The organism is Limnohabitans sp. WS1 (genome assembly GCF_003063265.1).
In the GTDB taxonomy this organism is placed as follows: Bacteria; Pseudomonadota; Gammaproteobacteria; order Burkholderiales; family Burkholderiaceae_C; genus Limnohabitans_A.
Window position 1 is genome coordinate 70,120 of the sequence record NZ_NERU01000008.1, and the last position, 20,361, is coordinate 90,480.

The 20,361-nt window shown below is 57.4% G+C and carries 26 protein-coding genes; 6 read left to right on the top strand and 20 right to left on the bottom strand.

From position 1 onward, the window contains the following. Window positions 1–7 precede the first annotated feature (7 nt). From B9Z48_RS11605 to B9Z48_RS11695, 20 genes are all read right to left on the bottom strand, one after another. Window positions 8–1,534, bottom strand: coding sequence for a hypothetical protein (locus B9Z48_RS11605; protein WP_108378542.1), 1,527 nt, complete (start codon window positions 1,532–1,534; stop codon window positions 8–10). A 66-nt stretch (window positions 1,535–1,600) separates the two neighbouring features. After that, complete coding sequence (locus B9Z48_RS11610) at window positions 1,601–1,885, bottom strand: hypothetical protein (protein ID WP_108378544.1); 285 nt, start codon at window positions 1,883–1,885, stop codon at window positions 1,601–1,603. Beyond that, a complete protein-coding gene (locus B9Z48_RS11615) occupies window positions 1,885–2,268 on the bottom strand; it encodes a single-stranded DNA-binding protein (protein ID WP_108378546.1) in 384 nt (127 codons plus the stop codon). Before B9Z48_RS11615 ends, B9Z48_RS11610 begins: the two co-directional genes overlap by 1 nt. A gap of 18 nt (window positions 2,269–2,286) precedes the next feature. Further along, the gene (locus tag B9Z48_RS11620) at window positions 2,287–3,300 is read right to left on the bottom strand and encodes a hypothetical protein (RefSeq protein ID WP_108378548.1); all 1,014 of its coding nucleotides are present in this window, start codon (window positions 3,298–3,300) and stop codon (window positions 2,287–2,289) included. Beyond that, window positions 3,293–4,627 (bottom strand): DnaB-like helicase C-terminal domain-containing protein, encoded by a 1,335-nt coding sequence (locus B9Z48_RS11625; RefSeq protein WP_108378550.1) that lies wholly within the window; start codon window positions 4,625–4,627, stop codon window positions 3,293–3,295. The genes B9Z48_RS11620 and B9Z48_RS11625 overlap by 8 nt, the downstream gene beginning before the upstream one ends. After that, a complete protein-coding gene (locus B9Z48_RS11630) occupies window positions 4,627–5,451 on the bottom strand; it encodes a helix-turn-helix domain-containing protein (protein ID WP_108378552.1) in 825 nt (274 codons plus the stop codon). The genes B9Z48_RS11625 and B9Z48_RS11630 overlap by 1 nt, the downstream gene beginning before the upstream one ends. After that, a complete protein-coding gene (locus tag B9Z48_RS11635; protein WP_108378554.1) occupies window positions 5,448–5,768 on the bottom strand; it encodes a hypothetical protein in 321 nt (106 codons plus the stop codon). The genes B9Z48_RS11630 and B9Z48_RS11635 overlap by 4 nt, the downstream gene beginning before the upstream one ends. Beyond that, window positions 5,765–6,529 carry a Rha family transcriptional regulator gene (locus tag B9Z48_RS11640; RefSeq protein WP_108378556.1) on the bottom strand — a complete coding sequence of 255 codons (765 nt, stop codon included), beginning with the start codon at window positions 6,527–6,529 and terminating at the stop codon, window positions 5,765–5,767. The genes B9Z48_RS11635 and B9Z48_RS11640 overlap by 4 nt, the downstream gene beginning before the upstream one ends. After that, a complete protein-coding gene (locus B9Z48_RS11645; RefSeq protein ID WP_108378558.1) occupies window positions 6,522–6,713 on the bottom strand; it encodes a hypothetical protein in 192 nt (63 codons plus the stop codon). Before B9Z48_RS11645 ends, B9Z48_RS11640 begins: the two co-directional genes overlap by 8 nt. Next, window positions 6,710–7,015, bottom strand: coding sequence for a helix-turn-helix domain-containing protein (locus B9Z48_RS11650; protein ID WP_233261096.1), 306 nt, complete (start codon window positions 7,013–7,015; stop codon window positions 6,710–6,712). The genes B9Z48_RS11645 and B9Z48_RS11650 overlap by 4 nt, the downstream gene beginning before the upstream one ends. Next, window positions 7,008–7,211 carry a hypothetical protein gene (locus tag B9Z48_RS11655; protein ID WP_108378560.1) on the bottom strand — a complete coding sequence of 68 codons (204 nt, stop codon included), beginning with the start codon at window positions 7,209–7,211 and terminating at the stop codon, window positions 7,008–7,010. Before B9Z48_RS11655 ends, B9Z48_RS11650 begins: the two co-directional genes overlap by 8 nt. Window positions 7,212–7,221: 10 nt before the next feature. Beyond that, window positions 7,222–7,482, bottom strand: coding sequence for an AlpA family transcriptional regulator (locus tag B9Z48_RS11660; protein ID WP_108378562.1), 261 nt, complete (start codon window positions 7,480–7,482; stop codon window positions 7,222–7,224). Between the two features lie 157 nt (window positions 7,483–7,639). After that, on the bottom strand, window positions 7,640–8,392 hold the full coding sequence (locus B9Z48_RS11665) for a helix-turn-helix domain-containing protein (RefSeq protein ID WP_108378564.1): 753 nt from the start codon (window positions 8,390–8,392) through the stop codon (window positions 7,640–7,642). Between the two features lie 239 nt (window positions 8,393–8,631). Next, entirely contained in the window at window positions 8,632–8,883 is a 252-nt protein-coding gene (locus B9Z48_RS21390; RefSeq protein WP_146186272.1) for a hypothetical protein, read from the bottom strand. Next, a complete protein-coding gene (locus B9Z48_RS21395) occupies window positions 8,880–9,119 on the bottom strand; it encodes a hypothetical protein (protein ID WP_146186273.1) in 240 nt (79 codons plus the stop codon). The genes B9Z48_RS21390 and B9Z48_RS21395 overlap by 4 nt, the downstream gene beginning before the upstream one ends. 104 nt (window positions 9,120–9,223) lie before the next feature. Next, window positions 9,224–10,465: a site-specific integrase gene (locus B9Z48_RS11675; protein ID WP_108378568.1), complete on the bottom strand. Its 1,242-nt coding sequence runs from the start codon at window positions 10,463–10,465 to the stop codon at window positions 9,224–9,226. A 270-nt stretch (window positions 10,466–10,735) separates the two neighbouring features. Beyond that, window positions 10,736–11,905 (bottom strand): branched-chain amino acid ABC transporter substrate-binding protein, encoded by a 1,170-nt coding sequence (locus B9Z48_RS11680; protein ID WP_108378570.1) that lies wholly within the window; start codon window positions 11,903–11,905, stop codon window positions 10,736–10,738. 105 nt (window positions 11,906–12,010) lie between these two features. Next, window positions 12,011–12,286 carry a hypothetical protein gene (locus B9Z48_RS11685; protein WP_089962657.1) on the bottom strand — a complete coding sequence of 92 codons (276 nt, stop codon included), beginning with the start codon at window positions 12,284–12,286 and terminating at the stop codon, window positions 12,011–12,013. Further along, complete coding sequence (locus B9Z48_RS11690) at window positions 12,283–12,717, bottom strand: DNA polymerase III subunit chi (RefSeq protein ID WP_108378572.1); 435 nt, start codon at window positions 12,715–12,717, stop codon at window positions 12,283–12,285. The genes B9Z48_RS11685 and B9Z48_RS11690 overlap by 4 nt, the downstream gene beginning before the upstream one ends. Before the next feature lie 32 nt (window positions 12,718–12,749). Next, on the bottom strand, window positions 12,750–14,255 hold the full coding sequence (locus tag B9Z48_RS11695) for a leucyl aminopeptidase (RefSeq protein WP_108378574.1): 1,506 nt from the start codon (window positions 14,253–14,255) through the stop codon (window positions 12,750–12,752). A gap of 23 nt (window positions 14,256–14,278) precedes the next feature. Here B9Z48_RS11695 and lptF point away from each other — a divergent pair, with 23 nt between their 5' ends. From lptF to B9Z48_RS11725, 6 genes are read left to right on the top strand one after another with little or no spacing between them, the layout of a single operon-like run. After that, window positions 14,279–15,385 (top strand): LPS export ABC transporter permease LptF, encoded by a 1,107-nt coding sequence (lptF, locus tag B9Z48_RS11700; protein WP_108378680.1) that lies wholly within the window; start codon window positions 14,279–14,281, stop codon window positions 15,383–15,385. Then, a complete protein-coding gene (gene lptG, locus B9Z48_RS11705; protein WP_108378576.1) occupies window positions 15,382–16,488 on the top strand; it encodes an LPS export ABC transporter permease LptG in 1,107 nt (368 codons plus the stop codon). The genes lptF and lptG overlap by 4 nt, the downstream gene beginning before the upstream one ends. Continuing rightward, window positions 16,485–16,877, top strand: coding sequence for a sirohydrochlorin chelatase (locus tag B9Z48_RS11710; protein WP_108378578.1), 393 nt, complete (start codon window positions 16,485–16,487; stop codon window positions 16,875–16,877). The genes lptG and B9Z48_RS11710 overlap by 4 nt, the downstream gene beginning before the upstream one ends. Window positions 16,878–16,921: 44 nt before the next feature. Further along, window positions 16,922–17,863: a CysB family HTH-type transcriptional regulator gene (locus tag B9Z48_RS11715; RefSeq protein WP_089962668.1), complete on the top strand. Its 942-nt coding sequence runs from the start codon at window positions 16,922–16,924 to the stop codon at window positions 17,861–17,863. A gap of 22 nt (window positions 17,864–17,885) precedes the next feature. Next, complete coding sequence (locus B9Z48_RS11720; protein ID WP_108378580.1) at window positions 17,886–19,055, top strand: pyridoxal phosphate-dependent aminotransferase; 1,170 nt, start codon at window positions 17,886–17,888, stop codon at window positions 19,053–19,055. 59 nt (window positions 19,056–19,114) lie between these two features. Beyond that, window positions 19,115–20,170 (top strand): alpha/beta fold hydrolase, encoded by a 1,056-nt coding sequence (locus tag B9Z48_RS11725; RefSeq protein ID WP_158273250.1) that lies wholly within the window; start codon window positions 19,115–19,117, stop codon window positions 20,168–20,170. Window positions 20,171–20,361 lie beyond the last annotated feature (191 nt).

The following is a 20,361-nucleotide window of genomic DNA, read 5'->3' on the forward strand; positions in this document are numbered from 1 at the left end:
TTCCCACTCAATTGCCGTAGCGGGCACCGAAGTCGCGATTGATGGATTCGTTTGCTGTCTGCTGGAGTGACCGGCTTGGCGAGTAAGCCTGCTCACCTCTCACGCGCATCCACTCGCGCTTTGCTCCGAAATACTGGCTGTTGACTTGATCAGTCTCGGCGCGTACAGCATCCAAAACGGCCTTGATGCGTTCGCGCACTTCTGGGCTCACAGCCGCACGGTTTTGCAGTGAATTTGCACGCTCCCAATCTGAGCGAACCTGTTTGAGTTTGCTGTTGGCAGTTACATAAGCTTGCTCAATATGATGCATAGAAGCATCGTCAACAGCCTGGCCAGGCTTCCAAAGGATGACGGGTGCATGGGCACGAACTGGCGCTGATCCATGGGTGACGCCTTGGTTTGGCGAGTAAACCGACTGCGCCGCCGGGGCGGCTGCTGGCGCTGCTGGTACCGGTGCCGCCTGTGCTGCCGGCGCAGGTGCAGCCTGTGCAGCTGGCGTGCCCATCATGATGGATCGCATCGACTGGCCATCAGGGGCTTGCGGCCCACTGGTGCCATAGGCCGCGCCGCCCGCCGGGGACTCGCTCAGGTAGGTGTCCAGATCCTCTTGAGCGTTTGCGCGTTCCTCTTCGGTCCTCGCATTGCGCAGTCTTTCGGTCAAGCGCTTGCCCATTTCGGTGGACATCCGGGCCTGGGTGTATCGGTCACGCTGGGCAATCCTGGCATTGTTGAGCGCGGTCTCTTGATCAAACTTGCGCTGCTCACCCGCCACGCCCTGCGCATAAGTGCCCGCGTTGCCCTGCCGTGTACCGGTGCGGTCCCGGAATTGCGCCTCCACCGCGCTGGGCTCAAGTGGCATGGATGCACGCCCCTGCTCGTCAACCACCACCACTTTGCCCGGATTGTTGGGTGCGGGCATGATCTTCATGTTGAAGCCTCCAGCCGCCAGCGCTTCGTTTGCTCGATCAAAGTTGCCCGTTGCAATGTCGTTGGCCAAGTTCAGGCTACCCGCCTGAGTGGCCGCACGCCCGTAGGTTGCTTGCGCACTCAGCGCCCCCGGCATCAGTGCCGCTGCATCCTGTGCTGCCCGTGCCGCTTGCTGGGTGTCGGCAATGCCCGCCGAAGCCACCCCGGCTTGCAGCGCTGCCGCCGGTGACTGAAAACGGTCGTTGTAGACCGACATCCTGGCCGCCCGGTTTGTGGGTGACATGGCGTTTTCAAGCTGCCAAGTCTCGTCTTGCGCACGCAGGTTGTCGCGGCCATACACCGATTTCTGTGTGTCGTAGCGGTCCGGCTCCAGCATGGTGTCGTACTGTGCCCTTGTGCCCCGGTACGTGTTTTCTGAGTTGGTCTTGAACAAATCGCTGCCATGCGTCATGAACTGCTTGTCGTTCTTGAAGGCGTTGTCCCAATGCTGCTGGTCCAGATCTGTTCGGGCCTTGGCGTTCTTGAGGGTGCTTGTCCACCAGTCATCGGCACTTTTTTCAGCGCGGGTCAGCACGTCGAGGGGGTCATGTTGGAAGGTCTGGCTCATTTGTAAATCTCCAAAATTGATAGATGTTTGTCATGCGGCGAACCGCTGCGGGTGTTGTGTCGTGGTTCAGGTGCTTGCCTCCCTTGCCATACGGCGTATCTCAGCTGCAGCTTCGTCGATCACCGACTTGTGAAGTCCATAAGTCCAACGGGTGCCCTTCTCTGTCACTTGCCAAGTGCGAACGACCTGCCAACCTAACCACCGCAACTCAGCGACCAGACGGGCCAGATCAGCATCACGCGCTGGTGCTGGGCTCCAGACGTTGTGCCCTTGAACCATGTCCATCAGCATCTTGAATGCCGGGGTGCCCTTGGGTGGCCACAGGCGGAGGGTGTCTTGATTTCGGTCCATCACTGCCCCCCGAAGTCTGGATATTCAGCGACAAGGCGCTGGTGCTCGTTGTCCCGAGCAGGCTCCATGGCTTGGCGGCGCTTGCGAATATGGTGAACCGTCAGCAGCGCAGATGCCACCAGGTCAATCGAGGGCTTTGCCACACCATCGCGGTTGGTCCAGGTGCTCACAGACAAGGTGCCCGCCAGTGCCACACCATCGCCGTCACCCAGCGCCAGCAGGCCAGCGCCCACCGACTCATCGAACGTGATCACGTTGACGAACACCGATTCCCCATTGGTCATGGGCGTGCGTACTTTGCAAGTTGTAAATGACTTGCCGTTTTTGCCGGTTTGCGTTTTTGCGGTGCCGTGCAGTTTTCCGGTTGCGAGTGCTTCAAGCATTTGAGTTCCTTGGGTTGATCAGTTCTTGGCGACCAGGGCATAACCCCTGCCAGTCCCCATGTCCTGAATGACGCCTTCGTCATGCAGGCGGTTCAAGTCCTCACGCGCACGGGTGGTGGACCCACCGTGAACAGCTTGGATGGCCCGAACGGATGGCTTTAGACCCCCGTCCAGGACAGCGGCGCGGATGACTTCATGCCGGTCGAGCAGAGGTGCATCAACAGGCACAGGCACAGACGCTGGCACAGCAGGCGGCACACCCACCGAATCAGCTTGCGGCCCAATGGCGGCGCGGGTTTCAGGTGCTGGCGCTGGCAGCGACTCGGGGTGTGTTTCTTCGTGTGCTACACGCCAGAGCACACCGGCCAGGCCGAACATCAGCAAGCCAATACCCGAGACAAGCACAGCCCGGATGGCCCCCATCACGACAGTCCCCACCTCACCAAAAATGCCGGTTTGCGTGGGCACCTTTGCAGCTTCCAGGCGGGCCAACTCGGTGGACAGCGCCAGCGTGGTGCTCTCCAAATCAGCGGCTTTCTCCATGGCGGACAGGCCACTTTGGCGACTGGATGCAATCACGCTTTGACCCGAGACCCGGCCAGCCTCCACCAAGGCGGCGGCGGTTTCCCGTTGGCGGGCAATGGTGGATTTCAGTTCACTGATGCGCGTCTGTGTGGCCTGAGCCCGAGCATCGTCACCGGCAGCAATAACCACCTGAGCACCGAAGATGGTGGCCACCTCAAAGGCCAACAGCACGCAACCGGCCACCACCAAGCGGGCTCTCAGCGCCTTGTGCTTGGCACGGGTCAGCAACCCGGCCAGGCTGAACAAACCCACCTCGGCGACCACGAACAGCACGGCCGTGAAGGTCAGCACCGCACGGATGGCTGGATCAGACTCTTGAGACTGCACCGCCACCATGAAAAACCGGATGGCCACCACCGATGCAGCGGCACCGATCAGACCGGCCACGCCCGCCATGCAGCGGTATGCCAGGGGCGAGACTGCCCCGCCTTGTTGTTGATCAATCACGGATGCCCACCTTTCTGGCAAGGGCTGGCTGGTTCAAGCTTTCGGTGGACTCGCCCCAATGCTGAAACTTGCCCTCGAAGTGCAACGACACGTCACCCGTGCGGCCAATGCGGTTTTTGGCCAGGGTCATGCCGATCAGCTTGGCCCCTCCCTCAAATTCACGAACCGGCCACAGCATGGCCACCACATCGGCATCCTGTTCAATCGCGCCTGATTCGCGCAGGTCGGCCAGTGTTGGGCGTTTGTCTGTGCGCTGCTCCACCGCCCGGTTAAGCTGGGACAGTGCGACCAAGCAAACGCCCATCTCCATGGCCAACGCCTTCAGACCTCGGCTGATCCCCGCGATTTCACTCTCCCGGTTGCTGTTGCGGCTGGGGGCGTCAGTGGATCCACTCATGAGCTGCAAATAGTCCACCACGACCAGGCGAACGCCCTTGACGGCGCGAACTTTGGCGCGAATGTCGGACAAACGAAGGGCTGGGCTGTCGTCCACGACCACGTTTTGCATGGCCTCGTCTGCCAGGCTGTTGCTGATCCGGCTCCATTCGTCCCGGCTGAGTTGACCAGTCTGCAAAGCATCAAAGCCCACTCGGCCAATACCGGCAAAGGCACGGTCTGCTAGGTCTTCGACGGCCATCTCTTGGCTGAGAATCAGCGCCTTGCGTCCGTCACGGGCCACGTTTTGGGCGACAAACTGCGCCAGCGACGATTTACCCACGGCGGGCCGGGCAGCGAGAACGACCATGCGCCCCGGGCGAAGGCCACCGGACAGCAGGCGGTCAAGCTCATCAATGCCAGTACGCCAGCCGGGCTCCACAGTGCCAGCTTCAAGGTCTTCGTAGTGCTGGGTGCGGGCAATCGCCACATCACGCAGGGTGCGCGGCACGTTCTTGACCTGGGCATTTGCCAGCGGCTCGATCATGCTTTGCACACGGTCCAGCTTGCTGGCCAGATCACCATCGCCCATGACCAGCTCTTGCGCTTCGCCCAATGCAGACAGCAAGCGGCGGGTTGCAGCCTTCTCGCGGATTGACTTCGACCAGGCCACCATCCGGCTCTTGGCGGGCCAGTGTGTTGACAGTGCCTGCACGAACTCCACACCACCCACCGCGTCAAGATCGCCAATGGCTGCGACCACATCAGGCAAACCAACAGGCTTGCCTGATTGATACAGGCTCAGGAAGCAATCAAAAACGCCACGTACGCGCCCATCAGCGAAGTCTGAAGGGGTGAGTGGGGCCAAGTCTTCAAAATGCGCCCCGTTGCCCATCAGCAAGCCCCCGACAAGGCTCATTTCTGCATCGTGATCAAAAAGGTGTGTGGTCATCAGATGCACCCCGCCAAAAGTGAAGGCGTCTGGGCCTGTGACTCGTTAGGCACATCGACCCCGAGTTCCTTCGCCAACATCACGCCTGCATCGCTCAGGTAGAAAGTGCCATCACGCCGGGCTTTCCAGACATTCAGCCAACCTTTGCGGCAGTAATTCAGGAACGTCAGTCTCCAGTCGGCTTGCTGCTTGTCAGTCCTGGCGATGTGGTCACGCTTGAATTGCTGCCAAGCCAAGTCGATCCACTCAAGTGGCAATCCAACTTGTTCGGCAAAGTTCAGCACTGGGGCGTAAGTGCTGATCGCCTTTTCTCCGGCTTCGGTGATCTGTGTGTACCAAGCGGCAAACGTGAGCTCCGCCTTTTTCTTCGACTGCTTGGCAGACAAAGCAGGCTTGCCCTGTGCCTCTTTCTGGTTCATTACTGGTTCTTTACTGATTAGGCTCCCATGGGCGGGAGGGGTCCCCTCCCGTGGATGGGAGTGGTCCCCTCCCGTGGATGGGAGGGGTAGCTTTTGGGGAGGGCTCCCATGGGTGGGAGGGGTAGCCCCTTGATCAACGAAGGTCAGGCGGTAGTTTTTAGAGGTCCGTGGATCACCACCGCGATGGTTTCCATCAGCCTCAACCAGGCCATCAGCAACAAGCTCATGGATATAACGGCGGGCCTGCTTCTCACTCAACCCGCAGTCCTTGGCCACCGTCGAAACGCTCGGATTGAGCTGACCAGTCCTCTCGCTCATGCGGTCTGAAAAATAGACCAAAACCAGCTTTTTCGCTGCCGGTCGCACCTCAATGCGCCACACGGCCATCAATGCTGTGTTGCTCATTTGGTGTCCCCTTGAGTTTGACTGCCCATCAAACGCGCAGTATTGATGGCATAGGCTGACACGCCACGCCGTACCAAACAGCCCTCGGCACACAGATCAGCGATGGTTTTTCTGACCTGGTGGACAGACACTGCACAGTTGCGTGCCAGTTCGACCAGTTGCACCTCTGTCCGGTGCTCCTGGCTTGTGGATGAAATAAAGGCCAGTCGCAGCAGGATCAGCTTTTTGGATGCTGGCTTTGATGAATGCAGCCACACGTAGGAATAGAGCTGGGGATGTGCACCGGGCACATCCGTGACGATTGCAATGAAGCTCATGGTGAAACTCCAGTAAGGCGGCCACGGCCAAGACCGTTACGCTCGATCAGTGAGCGGCCACGGCGTTCCAGGTCGGACAGCAACTGCAATGCCAACACCCGACACTTACCCTTGCGCATGGCGTACCCCTCGCCCACTGCGATCATTTCTGCATTGGCGTGCTCGACGCGGGCCAGAATCTTCAGCTCGTCACGGTCCAAGGTGTCGCGGCAAAGCGGTTCCTGGGTGCCCGTCATGGCGTGGCGGATCAGCTTCGCCTCGTTTATGTAGTGGTGGGCCTCGGTGTCTTTGCCAGCGATCTGGCGAGAAGTCTTCAGCGCGAAGCCAATCAGGTGGTGGCCGATCTTGGTGTCAATGCGGGCAACTTTCCAGCCTGGTTCGGCTTGCCGACTCTCAAGCTCACGGATGCGCTGGGTTGCAGCTTCAAACGCCTTGATGAAACTCAAGCGCAGGGCCACAGCTTTGGGGCCGGTGAAGCCCATAGCCAACAAGGCAAAGCCCTGCTCTGACATAAGCCACTCAGTTTGCTTGCGGCCACGGCTGTCAAGATACTCAATCGGCTCAAAATTGAGCGCATTGAAATCAGCATCCCCGGTCTGACCCAGCAAGGTGGCAATGGCCCGGGTGACGTTCCGGTGTGTCTTGCCAAAATGTTCGGCTACGGTGCGGCTGCTTGTGGAGGCGCGGTTGTCCTTGACCGAGACCAACTCGATGGCACCGGCTTTGCTGGCGCTGGTTGTTGGTTTTGATGTTTTAGCCATGACGGGTCCCCTTCAAGAAGTCCGTGACCTGAGCCCAATCGGTCAGGTCTACCCGGTTGGCGTGGCCGGTCAGGATGTAAACGGGCTCGGCATCGGGCGCGGCGTGCACCAGCGCCAGCTCAAGGCCGTGCAATGCGGCTTGGGCCTGGGCGGTGGCGAAGTCTTTGACGGTGGGCGCGTTCAATGAGGACCACCTTTCACAACCAGGCAGTACAAGCCGACTTTGTGCGTTACGCCCTGCTCTGTCACCGACCCCTGCCAGTGGGTCTCAATCGCATCGCGGCCCAACTTGTGGCGCAAGTCGCGGACGCGGGCGGCCGGGTCGAACACATCCAAGAAGCGGCGGCACTCGTTCGTGGTGATCGGGCCATGCTTCAAGGCTTCCAGCAAGCGGGCGGCTTGGGTGGTACCAGCATTGCCGCTCATGCTGCGGGCCAGTCCCTGAAGGAAACGGCGCTTTGCGGGTGGGGTTTGGAAATCAGGCACTGACCGACCTCCACACCCAAAAACCGACCAGTGCAACACCACCGGCCAGCTGAACCATAAGCAGTGCTGCCAAAGTTGCCAACTTGACCAGCGTGGGGTGATAATCATTGGGCACCAAAGGTGCATCGCGTGTCGTTTGGAAAACCGTCTGGCTGGGGAGTTCGACGGTTTTTCTTTTTGTGGGTGGGAGTTTCACGGCGCACCCCTTACGCCAATGCCAAGATTGACTTCAGTCGCTCGGCACGCTGGGCGTGCAGGCGGCTCACCAGGTCTTTCACTTGGTCATCGGATGCACCGCAAGCCACGGCACCGACAACGGCGTCGATCTCGTCTTTCGGAAAACCCACGGCGCGGACTCCGAGCTTGACTGGCTTGGGCAGCAGGCCCAGGGAAATGTCCATGTAGACAGTGCTGCGGGCTTGGCCGCCACGGGCAGCGGCAACATCAGCGATTTTCAGAAAGTTCATAAATCCACTCCAAATATTCCCGCAACGGCTGCGGATGAAGTGAATGATTCGGGTGACACCAAGGTGCCAGCAATACCCCCTTTGAAGCCAGTAACCATGCGGGTTCCAGCGAGGGGGTGACACCTTTGTGGTTAAGGTGCCACCACGGTGTCACCTGTCAATGAGCAGGGCACCAGGACTGTTTCTTTGCGATTTCCGGTTTTGTTTGCGTGGAGGCTACGGGTAAATCCAAGCCTATCTTGCGGAGCCGCTTCGTCAAGGCAAATCGGTTTATGCCCAGCAAACGAGCAGCCTTTGCCTTATTGCCCCCACTTGCCGCCCAAGCGGTGCGCACATTAGCGTCCGATACCTTCTTGCGCTGATCCTCGTCATCTTGGACGGGCAAAGCACCATCGGTGAGCTTGAGCAGGCAATCCCTGTCGATCAGCTGCACCAGGTCATCATTGCGGCAATCCAGTGCCAGCGCCCTCAGGACATCAAGGTGCACACCACGCAGGCGGCGCAGCAGGGGCACGGCATCACCATCGGTCAGCAGCAGCCCCGCAGCCTCAGCATCATCTACGCCCATGCGTTTTCCATCCAGGCCGGTTAGCTTGCGGGAGAGGAACATCGGTATATCTTCCGCCATCAGATCGGCGGATGAATCGTTGCAGAACAGCGCACGCAACTTCTCGGTCATGTCGTTGTAATCCGATGCCATCAACCAACCATCACCGTGGTCGGCAGCTTTCCGAATCAGGCGCTTTGCTCGGGCCTGGCCATACGCTGAGGCGGGGATCATTTCTACGGTCTGAATCATGGCGTCGATCTTTCGGGACTCAGCAAACTTGCGGTCCTCGCGCATCGACTCAGTGGCGCTTTGGTGGATGGTCACGGCCTCGACACCCGTGCCGGAGTGTGGTTTCTTCATGTGCGCCCCTTGTGGCGTGTCCTTGAAAATGGAACCAGCGCCAGCCCAGCCAAGGAACCGGGTTTTCACTGCGGGTAATTAGTCCGCAGCTAGGCGTGGCCCAAACCTGTTGGTTTGTTGGATCAATCTTACGGACGTTGTCAGCGCTTTTAAGCCGCCGAAGCCTTGCCCTTCATCGTTTGTCTATGACCGCCAAGGGTTTGAGGTGTCCTCGTTTGAATGTTCTCAGCACGGAAAGATCAGGCCTGAACCTGGTCCCGCGCCTGTTGAAGCTGTTCAAGCGTGACGCCATAGCGTCTCAGGTCAGGCAGACTTTGCTGCAAACGCTGGTCGGTCACAGCTTGGCCAACAACAACGAATGTCGGGCCATCAGCAGCTTGTTGCACGCCAAAGTGGTCATCAGCGCACACAAGCGGATTACGACTGTCGCCCGCAGAAATCACGAAGACGCGCCCATCGGCAAAGTCTTGGACGGGGTAAGCGCCACTCAAGCCTGCACCTGCACGGTTGCTGGGCTCAATGACGAGGCCAGCTCGCTGATTTCATCAACAACCAATGTGCAGTGCCACAAAAAGTTTTCTCTGTGAGTGTCAGCAAGGCTGTTGAACGATGCACCAGCTTCCCCGTGCGTCATGAGCATCAACGCTTGGAGCTGCGCACATTTCGCGGTCAAGTCATCCAGTACATCGGTGGTGTCAGGTGCTGCTATAAGATCCAAATTAGCCATTTCAAGCCTCCATGCTTGGTGTGGTCAGGGGCTTGTTGGTGTTCCTGCACCTTCAGGCCCCGCCTTTGCCCTGGTCAATCCGCCCCAGGGCATGGCGGTATTCATCAAGCCGCCCGGGCCTCAGCAATCGAAACCACTTGCGCGGTGCTCACGGGTGTGTGGCAGAACTTCGCCCACTGGTCCATCAGGTGACGGCGCTTTTCAAAGTGGTCACTCCGCAGGTAAGCCGCTTCAACCTTGTCGCCATTGGTGTGGGCCAGCGCCGCCTCTGCAATCTCCCGGGGAAAGACAGTACGTTCAGCTGCCCACACTCGGAAGGTGGACCTGAAACCGTGCACGGTCTCACTCATGCCCATGCGCCGCAATGCAGCGGAAAGGGTCATATCGCTCAACTCGCGCTTACTTGGCCCCCAAAAGACCAGGTCTGTTCCATCCAGCCGCGGCATGTCCTTCAGCAGATCAAGCGCCTCAGCACTCAAGGGAACGCGATGTTCACGGCCTGCCTTCATCCTTTCGGCCGGCACAGTCCAGACACCGGCATCCAGGTCAAACTCTGACCAACGGGCACCACGGCACTCACCAGATCGGGCGGCGGTGTAAATCGTGAAGCGAAGCGCCAGCGCTCCCATGCCCTTCACCTCCAGCAGCTTAGGCATGAAAGCGCCCATGTCGGTGTAGGCCAGCGCTTTGTGGTGTTCAACCTTGGAGACCTTGGAAGGCTTGGGCAACAGCTTGTCCAGGTGCCCTTTCCAGCGTGCGGGGTTTTCGCCCTGGCGCATCTTCTGTACCGTGGCCCAATCCAACACCTGTTCAATGCGGCCGCGTATGCGGGTTGCCGTCTCGGTCTTGGTGACCCATATCGGTTGCAGCACTGCCATCACTCCCGCAGTGTCCACGGCATCAATTGGCAGTTGCCCGATGATTGGGGCGGCATAGGTGGCGAGTGTGTTTTCCCATTGTTGGCGGTGCTTGGCATTGCGCCATGTTGCACCGTGGGCCAACACGTATGACACACAGCATTCAGTGAAGGTCTTGTTCAAGAAGCTGGTGGCCAACAGGCGGCGGGCTGCCTCTTGCTTTTCCTGCACCGGGTCGATGCCCTTCGAAAGCTTGTCTTTCATGTCACGGGCCTTTTGGTGGGCCATGGCCAACGTCACCTCGGGAAATGAGCCCAAACCAAACTCACGGCGCTTACCGTGAACCATGGTGCGCAGCAGCCATGAGCGGCCTAACCCCGTTGGCGACACACTGAGGGCCAATCCGGCCACTGTGCCGACCAGATGAACGCCCGGCTCTTTGATCCGACCGACCTCCAGTGCTGTTAGAACCTTTGTAATCTTTGGCATACCGATAACCCCCCAATGTTCCCGCCAACCTTTACGCGATTGTATGAGACGTTGGAGGACATTGGAAGACTACGGATAAAAATTCTTCATAGGGGACAACAACTTACGAAGGCATAAAAATACATCAACAGACAACTAGAAGGCGGACGCCTGCTCCGCCAGAAAATAAAAAAGCCTGCACATGTGCAGGCTTTTTTTCATCTTGACGTTTCATGTCTTGGCAACCAAGACATGAACAAGATCCCCGATTGACTCGGGGATCGTGGTCAATTAACGAACCACAGCGATCTGTGAACGCTCGCCACCTTTGTAGGTGTACATGGTCAAAGCACCATTCTTGACGTCGCCTTTTTCATCAAAGGAGATGTCGCCGGTCACGCCTTTGTAAGTGATGCTCTTGAGTGCGGGCAGGTACTTGGCTGGATCAGCAGAGCCTGCGTTGACCATGGCAGTGGCCATGATCTTGACGGCGTCATAGACGTAAGGAGCGTACACCTGCACGTCAGCGTTGTACTTGGCCTTGAAGTCAGCGCGGAACTTGTCCATGCCAACTTTCTGCTCGCCTTCGACACCACCGGCTTCAGCGCAAACCACCGCTTCGTCTTTCATGGCGTCGCCGGCCAATTTGGCCAATTCAGCTGTACAGATGCCATCACCGCCCATGAATTTGGCTTGAATGCCCAAGGACTTCATCTGACGCAGCATCGGGCCAGCAACGGCATCCATACCGCCAAAGAACACGACATCAGGCTTCTTGGCTTTGAGCGTGGTCAGGATGGAGTTGAAGTCAGAAGCTTTGTCGGTGGTGAATTCGTGGCCCACGATGGTGCCGCCAGCAGCAGTAGCACCTTTTTTGAACTCTTCAGCCACACCTTGGCCATACGCGGTACGGTCGTCAATGACGGCAATGTTTTTACCTTTGAGGGTTTCCACAGCGTATTTGCCCAAGGTACCACCCAAGTGCACGTCGTCGGCCACCACACGGAAAGCACCTGCGTAACCTTGACGGGTGTACTTGGGGTTGGTGGCCGATGGGGAAATCTGAGGAATGCCAGCGGTGTTGTAGATTTGCGAAGCGGGAATGGTGGTGCCTGAGTTCAGGTGACCAATCACGCCGTTGACTTTGGCGTCAACCAGCTTCTGAGCAGCAGCGGTGCCTTGTTTGGGGTCGGCGGCATCGTCTTCAGCCAACAATTCGAATTTGACAGCCTTGTCGCCAATCTTCAGGCCTGCAGCATTGAGCTCTTCGATGGCCATGCGAGCGCCATTTTCGTTGTCTTTGCCCAAGTGGGCGATCGCACCACTGACGGGGCCGACGTGACCAATTTTGATCACTTGAACGTCAGCCACAGGGGCTTCTTTTTTGCCGCAAGCAGCCAAAACAACAGCAGCTACAGCGACAGCCACAACGGTCAATGAACGATTACCAGAAAATGTCATAGAAACTCCGAAGAATAAATTGCTTCAATCAAGCAACTTCTAAAGATACTTCAAAAACGACACCTTGTGGCTCAGGGAAAACCAAAATTCACACGAAGAAAACGGTTATAGGTGTCTATTTTGGTAACTTTCACTGCGCTTGCGCCAAAGTTCTTGGAGGGTTTGTTCCACCAATTGCGCCGTCAAGCGGTCCAACTCGGGCCGCAAGTTCTGAAGCAAGGTTCCTGACAAATCGAACAGCGCTTGTTTTTCCGCCATCCGGGCATCCAGTGCCAGCCCTAATGCCACTGGGAAAGTACCCACTTGCAGGCGGTCCGTCAGCAAAGGAATCGGCTCAGATGGCTGATGGGCGGCATTTTTTTCGATGCTGGTGGCGCTCATGTTTCAGACTTTTTTGAAAGATCGTGCTGTACCAGATCAAATCCCTGGGCTTTGTAATATTTCCACCGATTTCTCGCCTCTGAGCGGCCATGCTCGTCGTTGGCAACGACTTCGATCAAGCGTTCAAACCGTTCATAGGCCGCAGGCACTTGGTCGCCCAAATTGACCAAAACGGTCAAATCAGGCCTGTGCATGGCTTGTTCGCCCAAAAACAATGCGCTGGCTTCTTGCACCAAAGGCGGATCTTCAGCCGTGCAGTGCGCTAAAAACTCCGTCTCAGAAAAGGACCACAGCGCTTGATTCAAGCGTTGCAATGTGCTGGGTTCACCAACAACACCAACTCTAAAGCCTTGCGACCGGGCCTTGCGCAACAAACGACAGGTGTGCACCAGACGTTCCTGGGTATTGAAATGAAATTCAATGCGCGTCATTCGGGGTATGCACTCAGACAGCTTGACTCTGTTCAAGCGGATTTGGGCTTGACCTTGGCTTTGGCTTTGGCTGACTTTTGAGGGGTCGTTTTGGCAGCGGACACCAAATACTGCAAGAGCAGACCCACAGGGCGACCCGTTGCGCCTTTTGCGGCCCCACTGCGCCAAGCTGTCCCAGCGATGTCCAGGTGCGCCCAAGCAAACGACTTGGCAAAGCGTTGCAAAAATTTGGCCGCCGTGACCGACCCCGCAGCACGACCCGCCACGTTGGCAACGTCCGCAAATTTGGATTTCAAACCTTCGGCGTAGTCGTCGTCCAAGGGCATGCGCCAGCAAGCATCGCCAGACGTTTCGCCGGCTTGGAAAATCTCTTGAGCAAGTGGGTCGTTGCTGGAGAACAAACCTGAGCGGACCGCACCCAAAGCAATGACGCACGCGCCTGTCAGTGTGGCGATATCGATCACCGCCTTGGGTTTAAATCGCTCAGCGTAGGTCAAAGCATCACAAAGCACCAAACGACCTTCCGCGTCGGTGTTGAGGATTTCAATGGTTTGACCGCTCATGCTGGTGACCACATCACCCGGTTTAACGGCCAGTCCGTCAGGCATGTTTTCAGTGGCCGGAATCAGCCCCACCACGTTGATGCTTGGCCGGATTTCGCCCAAAGCTTTGAAAACCCCCAAAACACTGGCTGCACCACTCATGTCGTATTTCATTTCGTCCATCTCAGGCGCTGGCTTGATGGAAATACCGCCGGTGTCAAAGGTGATGCCTTTGCCAACCAACACAACGGGCGCTTGGGCTGCAGCGGCACCGTTGTAGCGCATCACGATAAAACGCAAAGGCTCGGATGCGCCTTGGGCCACCGCCATGAAAGCCCCCATGCCCAATTTGGCCACTTCTTTGGGGCCTAGCACTTCACACTTGAAAGATCGACCGGTCGCGATGTTTTGAGCCGCTTGGGCCAAGTGTGTGGGGGTCGCATGGTTGGCAGGACGATTGGCCCACTCTTTGGCCACTTCAATACCGCTGACCAAGGCCTGTGCGTAAGCCACACTGTCCACCGCATCGGCTTGTACCGAGGCCAAACTGACCTGCACTTGCTTGAGGCTGCGCAACTTGGGTTGACTCAAGGTGGTGCCATAACTGTAGGTGGCCTCGGCCAGACTGACCAGGGCCGCTTGAATGCTGTGCGCGGGGCATTCGCCAACCGCGTGAATGCCCAAATGCTTGATTTTGAAGGACTTCAAGCACGACCAAGCGGCTTGCATGGCAGCACGAACGGCTGCGGGCGTGTTGTCTGCACTGCAAACGACCACCACATGACGGGCTTTGATCTCTGGGTGAGCATAAAGAGCCAAAGTGCAGTTGGGTTTGAGCTCAAAATCTCCCTTTTTGCAGGCTCCCGCCAAAAGACGCGAAATGGGGTCTTTTGCAGCGGTATCCGGCAAAGTGGCTGCAGGCCACAAAATCATCAAACCGTCCAATTCGCCCTGTGTGACCGATAAGAGCGACCGCTTTTGGATTTCGAAGTTCATAATTGCGCTTTTCCTTTTTGCCAATGTTATTCCATTCCACCCTGCGCAAAGACCTTGCACGCAATTTTGGTGCTGCACTGGTGATTCTGGTGACCATTGTGATGACCATCACTTTGATCCGGACGCTGGGGCAAGCCAGTCGTGGCAGTGTCAACCCTTCTGATGTGGTGTTGGTCATGAGCCTGAGTGTGCTGGGACAATTGACCACAATAGCCACATTGAGTTTATTCATCACTGTGGTCGCCACCCTGTCGCGCATGTATGCAGACAGTGAAATGGTGATCTGGTTTTCCAGTGGGCGAGGACTGGGCAACTTTATTCGCCCCCTGTTTCGATTCACTTGGCCCATTTTGACCATGATTGCTGTGCTGGCTTTGTTCATTTGGCCTTGGAGCAATCAGCAAATTCAAGACCTCAAGCAACGCTTTGAAAAACGCAATGACGTAGAACGCATTGCGCCCGGTCAGTTCCAAGAGTCGGCGGGAGGCAACCGGGTCTTTTTTATCGACAAAGACAGCCCCGGACAACAATGGGGCAACAATGTTTTTGTATCGAGCCGCGATGGCAACACGGAAAGCGTCACCACGGCAACCCAGGGACGCATCGAATTGCTGGGTTCTGACCGATTTTTGCTGCTTGAAAAGGGGCAGCAATGGCTCACGGATTTGGTCACCGGAGAAACCCGCTTGACTCAATTTGAAAAATACCAATTGCTGATCGACTCCGGCGCTGTGGTGGCTGGGGACCGCAGCAACAGCCGTTTGAAATCCACACTTGAATTGATGCGTGACTTCACGCCTGTGCACCAAGGCGAGTTGTCATGGCGTTTGGGCTTGAGTCTTGCGGGCATCAATTTGGTGTTGGTCGCTTTGGCCATGTCGGCCGTCAATCCCCGAGCGGGACGCAGCTACCACTTGGGTTTGGCTTTGTTTGTGTTCATTGCCTACTACAACCTGTTGAATGTGGGACAAAACTGGATTGCGAATGGGCGTGTGGGCTTTGCCCCTTACATGATTCAACTGCATGGCGGCATGTTGCTGTTGGCCTGCATATGGCTGACTTTGAGGCACATGAACTGGACTTGGCTAAGCCTGTGGCGTCTTGTTGTGCCGACACGAGGTGCCGCATGAAAACGGTGCGAACCCTGTTGCATGGCGAAATTTTGCGTGCCGTTTTATTTGTGTTGGCTGGTTTTTTATCCTTGTTTTTGTTTTTTGACCTGGTCGACGAGCTCCAAGCCCTGGACCGGTATGCAGCTCAAGGCTATCGCATGCAGCATGCCTTGCTGTTCATTGCCCTCAAAACGCCCAACCATCTTTACGAGTTGCTGCCCATTTCAGTTTTGATTGGCAGCATTTTTGTGATGGCTCGCTTGGCACAAAGTTCCGAATTCACAATCCTGCGAACCGGGGGACTCGCGCCATGGACGGCACTGAACATGCTCTTCCAACTCGGTTTGATTTTTGTAAGTTTGACTTTTTTCTTTGGTGATTACGCATCGCCTTGGGCCGAACGCCAGGCCCAACAGATCAAAACCAAATTTCAGGGCAATTTGACCGTCGGTCAAACCGGTGCATGGCTCAAGGAAAAACAGGGCCAGCAACAATTTGCAGTCAATGTGCGACGGTTTGATGGCATTACCCACATGCAAGACATTCGCATTCATGCCTTCAACAGCCAAGGCCGCTTGCTCTCCATCACCACAGCGGCAACAGGGGAAATCTTGCCAAACGAATGGCAATTGAAACAGGTGCAAGAAAAAACACTGCAACAAGAGCCTGCAAGTGGACTCGAAAGATACCAAGCCCAGCAACACGCCCAGTGGATGTGGAAGACCACCATCAGCGCAGACATGGTGGCCGCTGCCTTGCTCAGTCCGGACACCATGAGCACCTGGGATCTGTTCCATTACATGCGGCATTTGTCCAGCAACAACCAAAATGCTCAGCGCTACGAAATTGAATTTTGGCGCAAGGTCTTTTACCCATTGAGCTGCTTGGTGATGCTGGTCCTCGCCCTGCCCTTTGCTTACTTGCACTTCCGTTCTGGCCAGATTGCCGGCCACGTTTTTGGTGGCGTACTTGCAGGCATCAGCTTTTCCTTGCTCAACAATGTTTTCGGTCACATTGGTAATTTACAAAACTGGCAACCGTTGCTGACTTCAGCAGCACCGGCTTTGATTTACAGCGCCATATCCTTGGCTGCTTTTTGGTGGATGGTGCTCAGGCGATGACTCAAAAAGACAACATCAAAACAGGCGTGATCTTGTTTGCACATGGTTCGCGCGATCCACTTTGGAGACTGCCCATGGACGCGGTGGCTCGACGCATGCTGGAGCAACATGCCGATATCGCCGTGGCCTGCGCTTTTTTGGAGTTGACCCAACCGGACCTGCCTGAAACCGTTGAACAGATGATGAAACAAGGCATCGAGCATTTGCGCATCGTTCCCATGTTTTTAGGCGTGGGACGTCACGCCAGAGAAGATTTGCCCTTGCTGGTCAAGGACTTGGTCCGAGCCTACCCCCAAATGGCCTTTGAGTTGATGCCGCCCATCGGCGAGCACCCCGCGATGACGCAGCTCATGGCCGACATCGCGGGTGGCTCTGGCAAGGACCAATAGACCCAATAAAGCATAATGGTGTGAATCAATATGACGATTAGCATATGAACCTTCACCAATTTCGCTTTGTTCAAGAGGCTGCTAGGCGCAATCTCAACCTCACTGAAACGGCCAAAGCGCTCCACACCTCTCAACCGGGTGTGTCCAAAGCCATCATTGAGCTTGAAGAGGAGCTGGGCATCGAAATTTTTGCCCGCCATGGCAAGCGACTCAAGCGCATCACGGAACCCGGTGAACAGGTGCTGCGCAGCATTGAACTGATCCTGCGCGAAGTCGGCAATTTACGCAAAATCGGTGACCATTACAGTGCACAAGACAGTGGCACCCTGTCGATTGCCACCACCCACACCCAAGCGCGTTATGTTTTGCCCCTGCCCGTGGCCAAACTGCGCGACAAATACCCCAAGGTCAACATCAGCCTTCACCAAGGCGCACCCGACCAAGTGGCCAAAATGCTGCTCGATGACACGGCCGAGATCGGCATCGCCACCGAATCGCTCTCGGCTTACGAAGACTTGGTGACCCTGCCCTGCTACGAATGGCAACACGTGCTGGTGCTGCCGCTGGACCATCCGCTTGCTGCAAAAACTTCACTGTCTTTGGAAGACATTGCCAGCGAACCGCTCATCACTTACCACCCCTCATTCACTGGACGCAGCCGCATTGACCAAGCCTTTGCGGCCAAAAAAATCACCCCCCGCATCGCGCTGGAAGCCATCGACTCGGACGTCATCAAAACCTATGTGCGCTTGGGGCTTGGCATTGGTATCGTGGCCGAAATGGCCGTGCAGGACGACCCGGTCAAAGACTTGGCCGTGCGCCCCTTGGGTCAACTCCTGGGCATGAACGTGGCCCGAGTGGCCTTCAAGCGCGGGGCCTATTTGCGCCAATTTGTCTACCAATTTGCCGAACTGCTGAGCGATCGCCTGACCGCACCACTGATCGCCAAAGCCATGACCGGCCACGTCAACGACTACGAACTCTGAAAAACGCCTCATCCCTTTGCACATGAACGCCAACAGCCCCACCCTCATTTCAAAAGCGCCCCACATGGGCACCACCATCTTCACCGTCATGTCGGCCTTGGCCGCCGAAAAAAAAGCCGTCAACCTCGGCCAGGGCTTCCCGGACTTTCCGTGTGACCCGCGGTTGACCGAGTTGGTGAACGACGCCATGGGTGAGGGCCTCAACCAGTACCCGCCCATGCCCGGTGTGGCCCCGTTGCGCGAAGCCGTGGCCAGCAAAATCGAAACCCTCTACGGTCGACGCTACAACCCGGCCACTGAAATCACCGTCACCGCCGGGGCCACACAAGCCATCTTGGCCATCATTTTGGCCATCGTTCACCTCGGCGACGAGGTCATCGTGCTTGAACCCTGCTACGACAGCTACGTGCCCAACATCGAACTGGCCGGTGGCCGCGTGGTGCGTGTGCCGCTGACCCCTGGCAGCTTCAGGCCGGACTTCGACCGAATCCGCGCCGCCATCGGCCCACGCACCCGCGCGATCTTGATCAACACCCCGCACAATCCCAGCGGCATGGTGTGGACGCGCGAGGAAATGCTGACCCTTCAAGAGATTCTGGCCCCCACCAACGTGGTGCTGATCAGCGACGAGGTCTACGAACACATGGTCTATGCCCCGCTGCAGCACTGGAGCGCCGCGCATTTTGAGGGCCTGGCCGCACGGGCATTCATCGTCTCCAGCTTTGGCAAAACCTACCATGTGACCGGCTGGAAGGTCGGCACCGTGGCCGCCCCCGCCGACTACACGGCTGAGCTGCGCAAAGTGCACCAATTCATGGTGTTCACCGTGAACACTCCCATGCAGCACGCCCTGGCCCGCTACATGGCCGACCCTGCGCCCTATTTGCAGTTGCCTGCGTTTTACCAACGCAAGCGTGACCTGTTTCGAGATGGCTTGGCGAAAACCCACTTCAAGCTGCTGCCTGGCGAAGGCACCTATTTCCAGTGCGCCGACATTTCGGAGCTGAAAGTGCCCGAGAAAAACTTGAGCGAAGCCGACTTTTGCCAATGGCTGACGGCCGAGATGGGTGTGGCTGCCATCCCCCTGTCGGCCTTTTATGGCAATGGCTTTGACCAAAAAGTCATCCGGTTTTGCTTTGCCAAAACCGACGAAACCCTGAGTGCGGCACTGGACAAACTCAAAGTCCTGTGAAGCCAAGAGGTGTGGGGTTGACGATGGCCCCAGCTCAAAAATCAGCCACTGACCTGCTCATGACACACCTCAGTTCCCTCCAGATCAAAGCCAAGCACTTGGTCTGCGCTTGGGGCCTGCTGCTGTTGGCCGGCTGCAGCGCCACCACACCCCCATCGCGTGTGGCTGTCATCGCCGACAAAATCACCCCCGCCCAAGTGCTGCCGGCCAGGCCCATGCACTTTGACTTGCCCGGTGGCCAAAGCCTGAGCGCACGGGTCTGGGCCACACCCACGCCCAGGCACATCGTGCTGGGCGTGCATGGCTTCAACGACTACAGCAAGGCTTTCGAGCCCCTGGCGCAGCACCTGGCGGGTGAACTCGGTGCCACGGTTTACGCCTACGACCAACGCGGCTTTGGGGCCAACACCAAGCCAGGCATCTGGCCCGGCACAGACACGCTTCTGGCCGACCTGCGCCACATCGCCACGCAATTGCGGGTTCGGCATCCCGGCTTGCAGCTGACGGTCATTGGCGAAAGCATGGGCGGCGCTTTGGTGTGGGTGGCAGCGGCTGAAACACCCGGTTTGATGGCCGACCACATTGTGCTGAAGGCTCCCGCCGTCTGGGGCGCGAACAGTATGCCCTGGTACCAGCGGCTCAGCCTGCAATTCATGAACGCCGTCGCCCCCGACATGGTGTTCACCGGTCGGGGCGTGCAGTCTTTGGGCATCACCCCCACCAACGACCCCGAGGTCTCGCGCGAACTTGGGCGCGATCCGCTCTTCATCAAAGCCACCCGCGTCAGCAGCTTGGCCGGGGTGACTCAGCTGATGGGCCGCGCCCAAAACCTCAGCACCTCGCCGCCACAGCGCAGCTTGGTGCTGTATGGCCTCCGCGACCGGATCATCCCGCCATCGCCCGTGTGCGACTGGCTGACGCACCTGAACGCCGCAGGCGCCCCCAGCGCAGCGCTGGACTTTGTGGTCTATCCCGAAGGCTGGCACCTGTTGACGCGCCAACTGCAAACCCGAGAAGTGCTGCAAGACCTGGAGCAGTGGTTGCAACAAAGCCCACTGCCCAGGCGGCAAAGCCTGCAGCAAGCGCAAGCCGCGGTGTGCACACAACGCCCTTGAAAATTCGCTCGCTGCGGAGGGTTGATGAGGGGCGTGTACCACGCCCATCGCCCGTAGCTTATTGATCCGGCACGCTGAAGTTTGAAATCTGTGAAAAATTTCATCTCGTAGGTCGGTGGCTTCAGCCCCGACATTGCTGGCTTTGGCGCAGGCTGCATGTCGGGGCTGAAGCCGCCGACCTGCAAAATCTT

What these genes read in the sequence shown, in the direction of transcription:
- B9Z48_RS11660 (WP_108378562.1), bottom strand. Translation starts at nt 7,482, where the DNA reads ATGAACTTTCTGAAAATCGCTGATGTTGCCGCTGCCCGTGGCGGCCAA.
- B9Z48_RS11685 (WP_089962657.1), bottom strand. Translation starts at nt 12,286, where the DNA reads ATGAGCGCCACCAGCATCGAAAAAAATGCCGCCCATCAGCCATCTGAG.
- B9Z48_RS11630 (WP_108378552.1), bottom strand. Translation starts at nt 5,451, where the DNA reads ATGAGCAACACAGCATTGATGGCCGTGTGGCGCATTGAGGTGCGACCG.
- B9Z48_RS11640 (WP_108378556.1), bottom strand. Translation starts at nt 6,529, where the DNA reads ATGGCTAAAACATCAAAACCAACAACCAGCGCCAGCAAAGCCGGTGCC.
- B9Z48_RS11715 (WP_089962668.1), top strand. Translation starts at nt 16,922, where the DNA reads ATGAACCTTCACCAATTTCGCTTTGTTCAAGAGGCTGCTAGGCGCAAT.
- B9Z48_RS11680 (WP_108378570.1), bottom strand. Translation starts at nt 11,905, where the DNA reads ATGACATTTTCTGGTAATCGTTCATTGACCGTTGTGGCTGTCGCTGTA.
- B9Z48_RS11725 (WP_158273250.1), top strand. Translation starts at nt 19,115, where the DNA reads ATGACACACCTCAGTTCCCTCCAGATCAAAGCCAAGCACTTGGTCTGC.
- B9Z48_RS11605 (WP_108378542.1), bottom strand. Translation starts at nt 1,534, where the DNA reads ATGAGCCAGACCTTCCAACATGACCCCCTCGACGTGCTGACCCGCGCT.
- B9Z48_RS21395 (WP_146186273.1), bottom strand. Translation starts at nt 9,119, where the DNA reads ATGGCTAATTTGGATCTTATAGCAGCACCTGACACCACCGATGTACTG.
- B9Z48_RS11665 (WP_108378564.1), bottom strand. Translation starts at nt 8,392, where the DNA reads ATGAAGAAACCACACTCCGGCACGGGTGTCGAGGCCGTGACCATCCAC.
- B9Z48_RS11710 (WP_108378578.1), top strand. Translation starts at nt 16,485, where the DNA reads ATGACTCAAAAAGACAACATCAAAACAGGCGTGATCTTGTTTGCACAT.
- B9Z48_RS11690 (WP_108378572.1), bottom strand. Translation starts at nt 12,717, where the DNA reads ATGACGCGCATTGAATTTCATTTCAATACCCAGGAACGTCTGGTGCAC.
- lptF (WP_108378680.1), top strand. Translation starts at nt 14,279, where the DNA reads ATGTTATTCCATTCCACCCTGCGCAAAGACCTTGCACGCAATTTTGGT.
- B9Z48_RS11675 (WP_108378568.1), bottom strand. Translation starts at nt 10,465, where the DNA reads ATGCCAAAGATTACAAAGGTTCTAACAGCACTGGAGGTCGGTCGGATC.
- B9Z48_RS11610 (WP_108378544.1), bottom strand. Translation starts at nt 1,885, where the DNA reads ATGGACCGAAATCAAGACACCCTCCGCCTGTGGCCACCCAAGGGCACC.
- B9Z48_RS11695 (WP_108378574.1), bottom strand. Translation starts at nt 14,255, where the DNA reads ATGAACTTCGAAATCCAAAAGCGGTCGCTCTTATCGGTCACACAGGGC.
- B9Z48_RS11615 (WP_108378546.1), bottom strand. Translation starts at nt 2,268, where the DNA reads ATGCTTGAAGCACTCGCAACCGGAAAACTGCACGGCACCGCAAAAACG.
- B9Z48_RS11635 (WP_108378554.1), bottom strand. Translation starts at nt 5,768, where the DNA reads ATGAGCTTCATTGCAATCGTCACGGATGTGCCCGGTGCACATCCCCAG.
- B9Z48_RS11720 (WP_108378580.1), top strand. Translation starts at nt 17,886, where the DNA reads ATGAACGCCAACAGCCCCACCCTCATTTCAAAAGCGCCCCACATGGGC.
- B9Z48_RS11625 (WP_108378550.1), bottom strand. Translation starts at nt 4,627, where the DNA reads ATGACCACACACCTTTTTGATCACGATGCAGAAATGAGCCTTGTCGGG.
- lptG (WP_108378576.1), top strand. Translation starts at nt 15,382, where the DNA reads ATGAAAACGGTGCGAACCCTGTTGCATGGCGAAATTTTGCGTGCCGTT.